Source organism: Cupriavidus neocaledonicus, from assembly GCF_000372525.1.
Lineage (GTDB): Bacteria > Pseudomonadota > Gammaproteobacteria > Burkholderiales > Burkholderiaceae > Cupriavidus > Cupriavidus neocaledonicus.
Genome location: NZ_AQUR01000073.1, coordinates 1 through 14649, shown reverse-complemented (window position 1 = coordinate 14649; position 14649 = coordinate 1). Strand labels below are relative to the sequence as shown.

The 14649-nt window shown below is 68.4% G+C and carries 12 protein-coding genes; 3 read left to right on the top strand and 9 right to left on the bottom strand.

Going from position 1 to position 14649, the window contains the following annotated elements; genetic code table 11:
* Window positions 1-13: 13 nt before the first annotated feature.
* Window positions 14-1288, bottom strand: a complete 1275-nt coding sequence (locus tag A3AG_RS0104195; RefSeq protein ID WP_018004213.1) for a serine hydroxymethyltransferase — start codon at window positions 1286-1288, stop codon at window positions 14-16.
* A gap of 463 nt (window positions 1289-1751) precedes the next feature.
* Between A3AG_RS0104195 and A3AG_RS0104190 the strand changes: the two genes are divergently transcribed.
* A complete protein-coding gene (locus A3AG_RS0104190) occupies window positions 1752-2777 on the top strand; it encodes a GlxA family transcriptional regulator (RefSeq protein WP_018004212.1) in 1026 nt (341 codons plus the stop codon).
* Window positions 2778-2960: 183 nt separating this feature from the next.
* On the opposite strand, the gene fdhA is transcribed toward A3AG_RS0104190, so the two are convergent.
* The 8 genes from fdhA to A3AG_RS0104150 all read right to left on the bottom strand — a co-directional run bounded on the left by fdhA (window position 2961) and on the right by A3AG_RS0104150 (window position 12695).
* A complete protein-coding gene (gene fdhA, locus A3AG_RS0104185; protein WP_018004211.1) occupies window positions 2961-4157 on the bottom strand; it encodes a formaldehyde dehydrogenase, glutathione-independent in 1197 nt (398 codons plus the stop codon).
* Window positions 4158-4310: 153 nt separating this feature from the next.
* A complete protein-coding gene (locus A3AG_RS0104180) occupies window positions 4311-5459 on the bottom strand; it encodes a porin (RefSeq protein ID WP_018004210.1) in 1149 nt (382 codons plus the stop codon).
* Between the two features lie 162 nt (window positions 5460-5621).
* Entirely contained in the window at window positions 5622-6086 is a 465-nt protein-coding gene (locus A3AG_RS0104175; protein WP_018004209.1) for a dihydroneopterin aldolase, read from the bottom strand.
* Complete coding sequence (locus A3AG_RS0104170; protein ID WP_018004208.1) at window positions 6083-6736, bottom strand: sarcosine oxidase subunit gamma; 654 nt, start codon at window positions 6734-6736, stop codon at window positions 6083-6085. The genes A3AG_RS0104175 and A3AG_RS0104170 overlap by 4 nt, the downstream gene beginning before the upstream one ends.
* Window positions 6726-9737 (bottom strand): sarcosine oxidase subunit alpha family protein, encoded by a 3012-nt coding sequence (locus tag A3AG_RS0104165; RefSeq protein ID WP_018004207.1) that lies wholly within the window; start codon window positions 9735-9737, stop codon window positions 6726-6728. The genes A3AG_RS0104170 and A3AG_RS0104165 overlap by 11 nt, the downstream gene beginning before the upstream one ends.
* Window positions 9734-10030 (bottom strand): sarcosine oxidase subunit delta, encoded by a 297-nt coding sequence (locus tag A3AG_RS0104160; protein ID WP_018004206.1) that lies wholly within the window; start codon window positions 10028-10030, stop codon window positions 9734-9736. The genes A3AG_RS0104165 and A3AG_RS0104160 overlap by 4 nt, the downstream gene beginning before the upstream one ends.
* A gap of 18 nt (window positions 10031-10048) precedes the next feature.
* The gene (locus A3AG_RS0104155; RefSeq protein WP_020384432.1) at window positions 10049-11293 is read right to left on the bottom strand and encodes a sarcosine oxidase subunit beta family protein; all 1245 of its coding nucleotides are present in this window, start codon (window positions 11291-11293) and stop codon (window positions 10049-10051) included.
* Between the two features lie 13 nt (window positions 11294-11306).
* Window positions 11307-12695 carry an L-serine ammonia-lyase gene (locus tag A3AG_RS0104150; RefSeq protein WP_018004204.1) on the bottom strand — a complete coding sequence of 463 codons (1389 nt, stop codon included), beginning with the start codon at window positions 12693-12695 and terminating at the stop codon, window positions 11307-11309.
* A 348-nt stretch (window positions 12696-13043) separates the two neighbouring features.
* On the opposite strand from A3AG_RS0104150, the gene A3AG_RS0104145 reads away from it, so the two are divergent.
* Together A3AG_RS0104145 and A3AG_RS0104140 are read left to right on the top strand one after the other, a co-directional pair.
* A complete protein-coding gene (locus A3AG_RS0104145; RefSeq protein WP_240619788.1) occupies window positions 13044-14159 on the top strand; it encodes a GlxA family transcriptional regulator in 1116 nt (371 codons plus the stop codon).
* A gap of 116 nt (window positions 14160-14275) precedes the next feature.
* Window positions 14276-14649: alcohol dehydrogenase catalytic domain-containing protein (locus tag A3AG_RS0104140; RefSeq protein ID WP_018004202.1), on the top strand; the 374-nt coding region annotated here is incomplete at its 3' end.

Genomic DNA, 14649 nt, shown 5'->3' with positions numbered 1-14649 from the left:
GTTCTGGTCGGGTTCAGTAGATCGGGAAGCGGTCGCACAGCGCGGAGATCTCGCGTCGCACGCGCTGCTCGGTGGCCGGGTCGCCTGCCGGGTTCGCGCGCAGCGCTTCGAACACCTCCAGGATCAGCCGGCCGACCTGGCGGAATTCGGCGACGCCGAAGCCGCGCGTGGTGGCCGCGGGCGCGCCGAGCCGGATGCCCGACGTGACGGTCGGCTTCTCGGTGTCGAACGGGATGCCGTTCTTGTTGCAGGTGATGCCGGCGCGCTCGAGCGCCTGCTCGACCTGCGTGCCCTTGAGGCCCTTGGGGCGCAGGTCGACCAGCAGCAGGTGGTTGTCGGTGCCGCCCGTGACCAGGTCGACGCCGCCCTCCTTCAGCACTTCGCCGAGCGCCTGCGCGTTCGCCAGCACGTTGTCGATATAGGTCTTGAACTCCGGCTGCAGCGCCTCGCCGAACGCGACCGCCTTGGCGGCGATCACATGCATCAGCGGGCCGCCCTGCAGGCCGGGGAACACGGCCGAGTTGATCTTCTTCGCAATCTCCTCGTCGTTGGTCAGCACGAAGCCGCCGCGCGGGCCGCGCAGGGTCTTGTGCGTGGTCGAGGTGACGACGTGCGCATGCTCGACCGGGTTGGCATGGCGGCCCGCGGCGATCACGCCGGCGATGTGCGCCATGTCGACCATCAGCCTGGCGCCGACGCTGTCGGCGATGGCTCGGAAGCGGGCGAAATCCAGCTGGCGCGGATAGGCCGAGAAGCCGGCGATGATCAGGCTGGGCTTGTGCTCGTGCGCGAGCGCTTCGACCTGGTCGTAGTCGATCAGCATGGTGTCGCGGTTCACGCCGTACTGCACTGCGTTGAACCACTTGCCCGACAAGGCCGGCCTGGCGCCATGGGTCAGGTGGCCGCCGGCATCGAGCGACATGCCCAGCACGGTGTCGCCCGGCCGGGCCAGTGCCAGCATCACCGAGCCGTTGGCTTGCGCGCCGGAATGCGGCTGCACGTTGGCGAAACCGGCGTTGAACAGCTGCTTCACGCGGTCGATGGCGAGCGCCTCGACTTCATCCGCGAACTCGCAGCCGCCGTAGTAGCGCTTGCCCGGATAGCCTTCGGCGTACTTGTTGGTCAGCACCGAGCCCTGCGCCTCCAGCACCGCGCGCGATACGATGTTTTCCGACGCGATCAGTTCGACCTGCGACTGCTGCCGCTCGAGTTCCTTCACGAGTGCGCCGCGCACGCGGGCGTCGCGCTCGGCCAGGGGCTGCGAAAAGAAAGACTTGGTGTCCGACATAGGTATCCGTGGCTGATTGGTTTGGCTGCTGACTGGGCGAGGCGCCCGCTGCCCCTGGGCGACTCGCCCGGTTCGGCGCAGCGTTGCCGACGGATCTATTCTTGTCGTTCGGGTTTTTGACCGGTTGGTGAATTCAGACGCGTTCTTTTCCATTTCCGCCATTCGCGTCCGATTTGGACAAGTGGGTCAGGGCCGGATGCGGCCGGCCTCGCGACCACAGGCCCCGTGCCCAGCCCCGTGCCTTCACCGGGCTTGGATGCACCGCGCCTGTGCCTTGCACCGACGCGGCGCGGTGCGCGCGCCACGTATGCGCGGCATTGCGGCGCTTGCAGGGGGCGCAGCCGCCTCTCGCTAGGGTTTCGCCGTATGGCACGTTTGTTGCGCGCGCATTATGAATATCGATAGACGGCACCGCGCCTTTCCCCAAGGCCACAAAAGCCCGCCAAACCAAGGAACGCCCCCAATGTCCTCCGACCGAACCGCGTCGCTGTCCCACTTTGCGTTCATGCCATTGCCCAACTTCACGATGATCGCGTTCACCAACGCCATCGAAGTGCTGCGCATGGCCAACTATCTGAGCGGACAGGAGCTCTACCGCTGGTCAGTCATCAGCCCCGAAGGCGGCCCGGTGACGGCGAGCAACGGCCTCACCATCGACACGCTTGCGGCCGACAGCATCGGGCGGCCGGACATCGTGTTCGTATGCGGCGGCATCGACGTCCAGCGCGCCACCGGCGCCGGCCACCTGTCGACCCTGCGCCGCGCTGCGCGCGAGGGGCTCATGCTCGGCAGCCTGTGTACCGGCACGTACGCGCTGGCCAGGGCGGGACTGCTGTCGGGCTATGCCTGCGCCATCCACTGGGAGAACATGTCGGCGCTGAAGGAGGAGTTCCCCGGCACGCGTTTCCTGAAGGAACTGTTCGTGATCGACCGCGACCGCGTCACCTGCACCGGCGGTGTCGCGCCGCTCGACATGATGCTGCACCTGATCGCCGCCCGCGTCGGCACGGGCCGCGTCACGCAGATCGCCGAGCAGTTCATCGTCGAGCATGTGCGCGACACCAGCGCGCAGCAGAAGATGCCGCTGGTGGCGCGGCTGGGGTCGGCGAACAAGTCGCTGTTCGAGGTGATCGCGCTGATGGAGAACAACATCGAGGAGCCGTTGTCGCGCGAGGACCTGGCGCGCCTGGCGATGATGTCGCAGCGGCAGCTGCAGCGGCTGTTCCGCGACCACCTCGGCATGACGCCGACGCACTATTACCTGACGCTGCGGCTACGGCGTGCGCGCGAGCTGCTGTTGCAGACCGACATGTCGATCATGCATATCACGATGGCGTGCGGGTTTCAGTCGGCCTGCCACTTCAGCAAGAGCTATCGCGAGGCGTTCGGGGTAGCGCCGACGCGCGAGCGCCGGGCGCAGGCGGCGCCGCTGGCGCAGGGTCCTTTGCATGGGCAGGGGCAAAGGTTTGCAGCGGTGATGCATGCGTGAGGGGGCAGCACGCTGGTTTTCTCCCCTCTCCCGCGCGGGAGAGGGGCGGGAGTGAGGGCCGGCGCCTCGACGAACTCGTAGCGCTGCGCTCCGTGGCCACGTCCGCCCTCACCCCAACCCTCTCCCGCGAGCGGGAGAGGGAGCGAACCTTCAGCGAATTTTCGCCCTCAGCGCACTACCGAATCACGCCGCCAGCATCCCGTGCGGATCGATGACGAATTTGCGCGGCGCGCCGCCGTCGAACTGCTGGTAGCCTTGCGGCGCCTGGTCCAGTGAAATCACCGACACGTTGACGATCTCGGCGATCGGCAGGCGGTTGTGCAGGATGGCCTGCATCAGGTTGCGGTTGTACTTCACCACCGGCGTCTGCCCGGTGTGGAAGGAATGCGACTTGGCCCAGCCGAGGCCGAAGCGCAGGCTCAGGCTGCCGCGTTGCGCCGCGGCGTCCTTCGCACCCGGATCGTCGGTCACGTAGAGCCCCGGGATGCCGATAGCGCCCGCGGGCCGGGTGATTTCCATCAGCGAGTTCAGCACCGTCGCGGGGGCCTCCTGCACATGGCCCGAGGCGCCGTGGCCGTGCGCCTCGAAACCCACGCAATCCACCGCGCAGTCGATCTCTGGCGTGCCGAGGATGGCGGCGATCTGCTCGCCCAGCGTCGCGTCGCGCGACAGGTCGACCACCTCGAATCCCATCGCCCTGGCGTGGGCCAGGCGCGCCGGGTTCATGTCGCCGACGATGGTGCAGGCCGCGCCCAGCAGGCGCGCCGACGCCGCGGCCGCCATGCCGACCGGTCCCGCGCCGGCAATATAGACGGTCGAGCCCGGCTGCACGCCGGCGGTGACGGCGCCGTGGTAGCCGGTCGGCAGGATATCCGACAGGCAGGTCAGGTCGCGGATCTTTGCCATCGCCTGGTCCCGGTCGGGGAACCTGAGCAGGTTGAAGTCGGCGTACGGCACCATCACGTACTCGGACTGCCCGCCGATCCAGCCGCCCATGTCGACGTAGCCGTAGGCACCGCCGGCGCGCGACGGATTGACGCTCAGGCAGACGCCGGTATGCTGCTCCTTGCACATCGCGCAGCGGCCACAGGCGACGTTGAACGGCACCGAGACCAGGTCGCCGAGCTTCAGCGTCTCGACGTCGCGGCCGATCTCGATCACCTCGCCGGTGATTTCATGGCCGAGCACGAGGCCCACTTCCGCGGTGGTGCGGCCGCGCACCATGTGCTGGTCCGAGCCGCAGATATTCGTCGTCACCACCTTGAGGATCACGCCGTGGCCGATCGCGCGACCGCGGGGATCGACCATCTTCGGATAGCCGATGTTCTGCACCGCGACCTTGCCCGGTCCAAGATAAACGACACCCCGGTTGTTGCTCATCGCTTCGTCTCCATGTCTCGTTAGCGCCCGCCGTGCCCGCGCCCGTCGGCGCGGCATCCACGGCATGCGTGTTCGAGAGTAGTGCGCAGCGCCGCGGCGCCCTGTGCAAAATCCGACGCCGGCTTGAGCAGGCCCGACATCGCCGCCGGCGGCTCAGAACTTGTGGCGGATCGCGGCGCGTACCAGCACCTGGCTCGATGTCGACGACGAGTCGGCCGCGCCGGGGATATAGGCGCGGTCCAGTGCCGTGCCGGTCCGGTCACCGCTGACGCGCTGGTAGACACCCTGCAGATAGACGTCGGTCCGCTTCGAAAAGTTGTAGTCGGCCATCAGGCCGATGCTGTGCACCCTGGGCCTGGCCTCGCCCGACGACGCCTGGAACTTCTCGGTGGTCAGCGTATAGACCGCGCCGGCATAGAAGGCCGGCGTGAACTGGTACTTGAAGTTGAATTCGAAGTTCTGGAACTTGAGCGCGTCCAGCGTGCCGGTGGCGGGCAGGATCGACCCGGAGATGTACGAAGTCGACAGCGGCTGCGTCAGGTTGGTGTTCGAATAGGCAAAGCCCGCCGTCGCCGCACCGAAGGTGTAGTTGACGCCGGCGCCGAAGATGCGCAGCCTCCTGGCCAGGAAGTTCTGGTCGCCGCCGGCGCTGATGGCACCGTTGGCCGTTGCCGACGGGTTGTCGGCCTGCAGGTAGGCCGCCGCCAGCAGCCAGCCGCCGTTCGCGTACTGCATGCCCGCGCCGGCCTGGCGGTTGTTGGCAAAGTTGGTGTCGTTGCTGAAGCTGTACGTGCCGCCGAACTGGAAGCCGCCAAGCGTGGGGCTGGTGTACTTGACCGTGTTGTTGACACGGAACGAGTAGACCATGTTGTCGTTGTCGTAAGGGTGGCCGAACAGGTAGCCGCCCCAGTTGCCGACTACGGTGGTCTGGGCCAGGTAGTCGATCACGGAATCGTACTGGCGCCCCAGCGTGACGGTGCCGAGCCGGTCGTCGGACAGCCCGACATAGGCCTGCCGGCCAAACATCACCCCACCCTGTGCCGCCCTGCCGGTGCTGGCATTGAAGCCGTTCTCCAGCTGGAACAGCGCCTTGACGCCGCCGCCGAGGTCTTCCGACCCCTTCAGCCCCCAGCGGCTGCCCTGGGCGAAGCCGCTCTGCATCTCGACCAGCCGGTCGCCGCCGACATTGTTGGTGTAGTTGATGCCTTCGTCGATGATGCCGTACAGCGTTACGCTGCCCTGGGCGAAGGCGGGCGTCGCACACAGCAGTGCAATGGTCAGTCCGGGCGTGGCTCTTTTCATTGGATTTCCTCCTGATGTGATGGCGCGCCGCCGCCTCGCCGGTTGGCATGGAAGCGACGCGCCTACGAGAGTAGTCTCCATGCCCGCTCCGGCTGCATGCCAAAACCGACGTGCGCTTGGCCGGTGCCGCCACCGTGCCGACGGGGGTGGTGCCGCCACGACTCAGCCAGGCTTGCCGGTGCGGCGCAGGTAGTCGGCGCGGGTCCATTCCAGCTCGACCCCGACGCGCTGCGTGCCGGGCCGGATCTTTGGCTTGTGCGCCGCCAGGGTCAGGGTGTCGAGCGCCGGCCATTCGCGGAACGACAGCTCCGCGATGTCGGCCACCAGCGTCTCGAGCAGCCGCGTATGCGGCTTGCCCGCCAGGAACGCGGCGACGCGCGCGCAAAAGCCCTCGTAGTCGATCCACTCTGACGCTTCGCTGGGCTCGCGCCGGTAGCCCAGGCGCGCGTCGAGCACGACCGGCTGCGGCGCGTCATGCTCGTGCGGATGGATGCCGATGCGCACCGGCACCGTCAGGGCATCGACAAAGACGCTCCAGCCTCGCCCCGGCAGCAGCGGCGCATCGAGGCCATCGAGCGCGTCGAGTCCCGGCCGCCGCTCGCTGAACACCTGCTCGACCGGCTTCATGACAGCAGCGGCGTGGCCGCGTCGAGCAGGATGCGGCAGAAGTAGTCGGCGAAGCTGCGCCGCACCACGATCTCGAAGCGGTTGTCGCCGGTCGGCAGCAGGATGACGGGCGCCTTGAAGTAATGGCTCTGCGCGCATTGCCCGGGGCCGAACACGCGCGGATGCAGGTCGAGCGGGCAGCCCCGCGCCAGCACGTCGCGCACGCGGTCGCCGCTGATCTCGACCACCGTATAGCCGCTGCCGACGTCGACCGCGGCGGAGTACGAGCCGGCGATGGCCGGCGCCAGCTTGCCCTCCAGCACGCCGGCCGTCACCGCGGCGCTGGAGCGCACCAGCCATTCGTCCGGCCCCAGCCACAGCACGTCGTAGGCGGCGCTGCGCGCGACCGTGTTGGGCGCGGCCGGCGGACGGCAGCCCACCACGCCCTCGAACGCGTCGACGAAGGCGGCATCGGAGAGCTCGCCGCGCACCATCACCAGGTCGAGGAACTGCCGCTCGCGCACCGTGAAGTACATCGAGCCGCGCAGGTGCGGCGCTTCCAGCAGGCCGGCGGCGCCGACCAGCGGCGACTCCAGGCGCACGTCGCGCGTGCGGGCGTTCGGCACCGGCGCATCGGCCAGTGCGGTAGCAATGCCTTGTTCATTCCACATTCTGGCGCACTCCTTCGCTATCGTAGAAAACCGGGCTGGAGATCTTCGCGTGCACGCAGCGGCCATCGGCCAGCGGGATCGCGACGCTCTCGCCCATCTTGCCCAGCCCGCCCTTGACCACGGCCAGCGCGATCGAGCGCTGCAGGATCGGGCTGTAGTAGCTCGACGTCACGTGGCCGATCATCGGCGTCGGCTCGGTGGTCGACACGCGCGTGCCTGGCGCGACGATCTGGGCGCCCTCGGGCAGCACGCATTGCGCGTCGTCGGTCAGCAGGCCGACGAACTGCTTGCGGCCCTCCTTCGCCGTGTCCGAACGCGTCAGCGAGCGCTTGCCGAGGAAGTCCTTCGACTTCGCCACCAGCCCGCCCATGCCGAGGTCATACGGCGTGACCGAGCCGTCGGTGTCCTGGCCGACGATGATGTAGCCCTTCTCGGCACGCAGCACGTGCATGGTCTCGGTGCCGTACGGGGTGATGTCGAACTCGGCGCCGGCGGCCATCAGCGCCTCCCACACCGCGCGCCCGGCGTTGGCCGGCACGTTGACCTCGTAGGCCAGCTCGCCCGAGAAGCTGATGCGCATCACGCGCGCCCGCGCGCCGGCGACGGTGCCGTTGCGGTAGCTCATGAACGGGAACGCCGCGTTGGCGAAGTCGATATCGGCGCAGACCTTCCGCAGTACCTTGCGGCTGTTCGGCCCCACCACCGCGAACGTGGCCCAGTGGTCGGTCACCGACGACAGGCGCACCTTCAGGTCCGGCCACTCGGTCTGCAGCCAGCGCTCCATCCAGGTCAACACGCGCGCGGCGCCGCCGGTGGTGGTGGTCATCATGAAATGCTGCTCGCCCAGGCGCACGGTCACGCCGTCGTCGAACACCATGCCGTTCTCGTCCAGCATCAGCCCGTAGCGGCACTTGCCGACCTCGAGCTTGCCCCAGGGGTTGGTGTACATCCAGTTCAGCAGCGTGACCGCGTCCGGGCCCTGGATGTCGATCTTGCCCAGCGTCGACGCGTCGAGAATGCCGACGCTGTTGCGCACCGCCAGGCATTCGCGCTTGACCGCGGCGTGCAGGTCCTCGCCCCGCTTCGGGAAATACCAGGGGCGCTTCCAGTTGCCGACGTCCTCGAACAGGGCGCCGTTGGCGACATGCCATTCATGCACGCAGGTCTTGCGCACCGGGTCGAGGAAGTCGCCGACCTCGCGCCCGGCGAAGGTGCCGAACGTGACCGGCGTGTAGTTCGGCCGGAACGTCGTGGTGCCGGTCTCGGGAATCGACTTGCCCAACGCCTGCGCCAGGATCGCCATGCCGTTGATGTTGCCGAGCTTGCCCTGGTCGGTGCCGAAGCCCATCGCGGTATAGCGCTTGACGTGCTCGACCGACTCGAAGCCTTCGCGCGCCGCCAGCAGGATGTCGGCGGCCGCGACGTCGTTCTGGAAATCGACGAACTGCTTGGGCCCGCGCGCAGCGGCCTCGTGGCTGCCCACCAGCCACAGCGGCAGCAGCGGGCCTTCGGCGACGGCGCTGACCTTCGGCGCCGCCGGCCGCCTGGCCGTGACGAAGCCGGCTGCCTTTGCCGCCTCGGTGCCGGCCTCCAGCGCCAGCGGCAGCGCCAGCGCCAGGTTGAATTCGCCCGCGGCCGCGCCGATGCTGCATTCGGCCTGCATCGACTTGCCCGGCACGAAGCAGGTCTTGTCGTCGCTCCACTGCGCCTTGCCGCCCGATTGCGCGAACAGGTGCAGCACCGGGCTCAGGCCGCCCGACATCGCGACCAGGTCGCAGGCAATCTTCGACACCTTGCCGTCTGCCTTGCCGTTGGCATAGGGCGCGACGCTGACCGAGGTCACGTGCGTCTTGCCGGCGGCGGCCACCACCACCGCACCGTTCAGCACCGCCACGCCCTGCCGCTTCGCCGCCGCCGGCAGTGCGCCGGTAGTGGTGGCGCGCGGATCGACCACCGTCACCCTGGCACCGCACGCCTTCAGGTCCAGCGCCGCCTGGTAGCCGCGGTCGTTGTTGGTGAACACCACTGCCTCGCGTCCCGGCAGTACGCTGTAGCGGTGGATGTAGGCCGACACCGCCGAGGCCATCATCACGCCCGGCAGGTCGTTGTTGCCGAACACGATCGGACGCTCGTGCGCGCCGGTCGCGAGGATCACGCGTCTGGCGCGGATCTTCCACAGCAGCTCGCGCGAGCCGTGGCGCATCGAGACCGACAGGTGGTCGGTCAGGCGCTGCGTCACGGTCACCAGGTTATGGTCCTGGTAACCGAAGGCATTGCTGCGCGTCAGGATCGTCACGTCCGGCAGCGTGCGCAGCCTGGCCTCGATTTCGGCGACCCACTGCAGCGCCGGCTTGCCGTTGATGTCGGCGCGCGCGGACAGCAGGCTGCCGCCGAGTTCGCACTGGTCGTCGACCAGCATCACGCGCGCCCCCGTTACCGCCGCCGCATGCGCCGCGGCCAGCCCGGTCGGGCCGCCGCCGACCACCAGCACGTCGCAGTGCGCGTAGCACTTGTCGTAGCGATCGGCGTCCAGCGTCGTGGGGGCCTTGCCCAGGCCGGCCGCCGCGCGGATCTTCTGTTCATAACGCGGCCACATCTTGCGCGGCCACATGAAGGTCTTGTAGTAGAAGCCTGCGGGCATGAAGCGCGCGAACTTCTGGTTGACCGCCATGCGGTCGCGCTCGAGGTCGGGCTCGGCGTTCACGCTGGTCGCGACCAGGCCCTGGTACAGCTCGATCTCGGTCGCGCGCGCGTTCGGCACCGTGTAGGCACCGCCCTCGAGCTGCACCACCGCGTTCGGCTCGGCCACGTCCGCGGTCATGATGCCGCGCGGGCGATGGTACTTGAAGCTGCGCGCGACGAAGCGCACGCCGTTGGCAAGCAGCGCCGAGGCCAGCGTGTCGCCCTGGAAGCCCTGGTACACGCGCCCGTTGAAGGTAAAGGACAGCGGCTTGCCGCGATTGATGCGGCCGCCGGTGCCGAGACGGTGTTTCTGGCTCATTGCTTGCCCCTTCCCTGCGGTGCGTTGGCGGCGGACTGGCCGAAGGTCTCGTAGCCCTTGATGTCATAGGTGACAGTGTCGCGCTCGACCTTGAACCAGCGCCGGCAGCCCTGCGCGTGCAGCCACTGCTCGCGGTGCATGCCGCGGGTATTGGTGCGCATGAACAGGTAGTCGCCCCATTCGCGGTCGGACAGCTTGTCGGTCTCGAGCGGGCGCGCGATGTCGGCCTCGCCGCCGCACGAGAATTCGGATTCGGCGCGCGGGCCGCACCATGGACATTGGATCAGCAGCATGTGGTTCTCCTGCTTGGTTCAGTGCGCGACGGCAGCAGCGCCGTGCTCGTCGATCAGGTGGCCGGTATAGAAACGGTCCAGCGAAAACGGGGCGTTCAGCGCATGCGGCTGGTCGCGCGCGATGGTGTGCGCATAGGCCCAGCCCGAGCCAGGGGTCGCCTTGAAGCCGCCGGTGCCCCAGCCACAGTTGAAATACAGCCCCTTCACGTCGGTCTTGCTGATGATCGGGCACGCGTCCGGCGAGGTGTCGACGATGCCGCCCCACTGGCGGTTCATGCGCACCCGCGAGAACACCGGGAACATCTCGACGATGGCCTGCAGCGTGCCTTCGATGACCTGGAAGCTGCCGCGCTGGCCGAAGCCGGTGTACTGGTCGATGCCGGCGCCGATCACCAGGTCGCCCTTGTCGGACTGGCTGATATAGGCGTGCACCGCGTTGGACATGATCACCGAGTTGACCACCGGCTTGATCGGCTCCGATACCAGCGCCTGCAGCGGGTGGCTTTCCAGCGGCAGGCGGATGCCCGCCATGTCGGCCAGCGTGGTGGTGTTGCCGGCGGCGACCACCGCGACCTTCCTGGCCTTGATGAAGCCCTTCACCGTGTCAACGCCGACCACCGCGCCGCCGTCCCGGCGGATGCCGGTGACCTGGCAGTTCTGGATGATGTCGACGCCGGCGCGGTCGGCGCCGCGGGCAAAGCCCCAGGCCACGGCGTCGTGCCGGGCCACCCCGGCGCGGCGCTGGATCGATGCGCCCAGCACCGGGTAGCGGCTGTTCAGGTTGATGGTCGGTTCGATCTCCTTGACCTGCGCCGGCGTCAGGAACTCGGCGTCGACGCCGTTGAGGCGGTTGGCGTTCACGCGCCGCTCGGTGTCGCGCACGTCCTGCAGCGTGTGCGCCAGGTTCATCACGCCGCGCTGGCTGAACATGACGTTGTAGTTCAGCTCCTGCGACAGGCCCTCCCACAGCTTCATCGCCTTTTCGTAGAGCGCCGCGGACTCGTCCCACAGGTAGTTGGAGCGCACGATGGTGGTGTTGCGTGCGGTGTTGCCGCCGCCGATCCACCCTTTCTCGAGCACCGCCACGTTGGTGATGCCGTGCTCCCTGGCCAGGTAGTACGCGGTCGCCAGGCCGTGCCCGCCACCGCCGACGATGACCACGTCATACTCCCGCCTGGGCTCGGGGCTTCTCCACTGCCTCTCCCAGTTCTCGTGGTACGACAGCCCGTTGCGGAACAGACTGAAGATCGAATAGCGGCTCATTTCCCACCCTCCCTTAGCATTCAATGACGTTCACGGCCAGGCCGCCGCGCGACGTCTCCTTGTATTTCGTCTTCATGTCGGCGCCGGTCTCGCGCATGGTCTTGATCACCGAGTCGAGCGATACGTAATGCTGGCCATCGCCCTTGAGCGCCATGCGCGAGGCGTTGAGCGCCTTGATCGCGCCCATCGCATTGCGCTCGATGCACGGGATCTGCACCAGCCCGCCGACCGGGTCGCAGGTCATGCCGAGGTTGTGCTCCATGCCGATCTCGGCGGCGTTCTCGACCTGGTCGGGGGTGCCGCCCATCACCGCGGCGAGCGCCGCCGCGGCCATCGAGCACGCCACGCCGACCTCGCCCTGGCAGCCGACTTCGGCGCCGGAGATCGACGCGGTCTCCTTGTAGATCATGCCGATCGCGGCCGCCGTCAGCAGGAAGTCGACGATGCCGTCGTCGTTCGAGCCGGGCACGAACTTCACGTAGTAGTGGAGCACCGCCGGAATCACGCCGGCCGCGCCGTTGGTCGGCGCGGTGACGACGCGGCCGCCCGCGGCGTTCTCTTCGTTGACCGCCATCGCGTACAGGTTGACCCAGTCGAGCATCGACAGCGGATCGCGCAGCGATTCCTCGGAGCGGGAGCGCAGCCGGTGGTTGAGTTCCGCCGCGCGGCGCTTGACGCGCATCGGCCCGGGCAGCTCGCCCTCGACCTTGCAGCCGCGCTCGACGCAGGCCGCCATCGCGTGCCAGATCGCCAGCAGCCCGGCGCGCACGTCCTCGGCCGGGCGCAGCGCGCATTCATTGCGCAAGACCAGCCCGGCGATCGACAGCCCGCTGGCGCCGCAGGCCCGCATCAGCTCGGCGCCGGTGCGGAACGGGTATGGCACCTCCGCGGCCGCGCGCACGCCGTTGACGCGGTCGCCGTCGCGGTTGACGACGAAGCCGCCGCCGACCGAGTAATACTCCTTCTCGACCAGCAACTGCCCCTGCTCGTCGAACGCCTGGAAGCGCATGCCGTTGGGATGCGCCACGCTGCCCGTGCCGTTCATCAGGCGGCGAAAGAAACCGAGGTGCTCCTTTTCCTCGAAGCCGATCTCGTGCTTGCCGAGCAGCCGCATGCGCTTGTCCTTGCGGATCTGCGCCAGGCGCGGCTCGATCGAATCCGGGTCGATGCGGTCGGGCAGGCTGCCCTCCAGGCCCAGCAGCACCGCCTTGTCGCTGCCATGGCCCTTGCCGGTCGCGCCGAGCGAGCCATACAATTCCGCCCGCACGCGGCGCACGAAGCCGAGCAGGTTCGCATCCTCGAGGTGCGATGCGAAGCGGCACGCGGCGATCATCGGGCCGACCGTATGCGAACTCGAGGGTCCGATGCCGATCTTGAACAAGTCGAATACGCTGACATTCATCTGACTGCCTCTCTGCAGGTACTGGGGTGCCGGGGTGCCGGGCTGCTGTCGTCGGGAGCCAGTACAGCAGAGCGCGGGATTTGCAGATAGAACAAAACCGGCATCGGCGTGGGACGCCGGCGCCAGCAGCCTGGCCATACCCGCCGGGATTTCGCTTTGGCGATGATTCGCGTCGGAATTGTGCAAGTCGGCGGCGGGCCGATCGGCGACTCTGGCGACTCTGGCGGGAACGGAACGCGTCGTCTGCCTGCCACTTTTCCGGCCACCGGGACGCCCTGCCCTGCCCGGTCGACTCCGGGCTAACCCGGATGCGCCGTCCCGCGCGAGCCTGTCAGGATGAATGCCGCCATGACCCCAGACGTCCCCATTGCTCCCGTCGCCGCGCCGGCGCCCCGGCGCATCCGCTTCGGCATCGTGCTGCTGCCGAATTTCACGCTGACCGCGTTTTCCGGCTTCGTCGACATGCTGCGGCTGTCGGCGGACGATGGCGACTACAGCAAGCCGGTACGCTGCGTCTGGAGCGTGATCGGCAACACACTCGCGCCGGTGCGCGCGAGCTGCGGGATCCAGGTCGCGCCGTGGGAGACCTTCGATGAAGCCGAGCCGTTCGACTACGTGGTGGTAGTCGGCGGGCTACTCCACTCGGGCCCGCAGGCCGGGCCCGAGACGCTCGACTTCATCCGCCGCGCCGCCGGCGGCGGCGCGACCCTGGTCGGCATCTGCACCGGGGTCTTCTCGCTGATGCGCGCCGGCGTGCTCGACGGCCACCGCGCCTGCGTCAGCTGGTTCCACTACTGGGATTTCATCGAGCGCTTCCCGTCGGCCGATCCCGACCTGCTGATCGCCGACCGCCTGTTCGTGATCGACCGCCGGCGCATCACCTGCTCGGGCGGGCGCGCGTCGATCGACGTCGCCGCGGCGATCCTGCTGCGCCACTTCGACCATGCCACCGTGCAGAAGGCCCTGCGGATCCTGCTGGTCGGCGAGATGCAGAAGGGCAACGCGCCGCAGCCGCACCCGCCGGGCCTGGAGCCGGCCACGCACCCGAAGGTCAAGCGCGCGATCCTGCTGATGGAGCAGCATGTCGGGCGCGCCTTGCCGCTGGACGAGCTTGCCTGCAAGCTCGACCTGTCGGCCCGGCAGCTCGAGCGCCTGTTCAAGGCGGAGACCGGCAAGAGCCCGCAGGTATTCGCCAGGCAGGTGCGGCTGCGCACCGCCGCGTGGCTGCTGACCAGCTCAGACCGCAGCGTTGCCGACATTGCGCTGGGCTGCGGCTTTGCCGACGCCTCGCACCTGGGACGCGAGTTCCGCAAGCAGTACGGCGTGCCGCCCGCAACCTACCGTGACCAGGGCGCGCCGCCCGCCGAGTCCGCATGCGCCGTCGACGACGGGGGCGACGCGGGCGACGCAGCTTGCGAGCTGGTCGTGCCCGAGGGCGAAGACCGGGACGCAAGCCACGCCTGATCGCGGCCATCGGCCAACCTGGGTCGGATTTCGGACAAATCCATGCCGGCCAATCCCGCCACCGGCGCCGCGCGCCTTATAGTCTCGCGCTACGAACCAATCGACAGGACCGACCGATGAAAACACGTGCAGCAGTTGCCTGGGGTGCGGGAAAGCCGCTGACCATCGAAGACGTCGACCTCGACGGCCCGCGCGCCGGCGAAGTGCTGGTGGAAGTGAAGGCCACCGGCATCTGCCACACCGACTACTACACGCTGTCCGGCGCCGATCCGGAAGGCATCTTCCCGGCGATCCTCGGCCATGAGGGCGCCGGCATCGTCACCGACGTCGGCCCGGGCGTGACCTCGCTCAAACCGGGCGACCACGTGATCCCGCTGTACACGCCGGAATGCCGCCAGTGCAAGTTCTGCCTGTCGCGCAAGACCAACCTGTGCCAGGCCATCCGCGCCACCCAGGGCAAGGGCCTGATGCCGGACGGCACCTCGCGCTT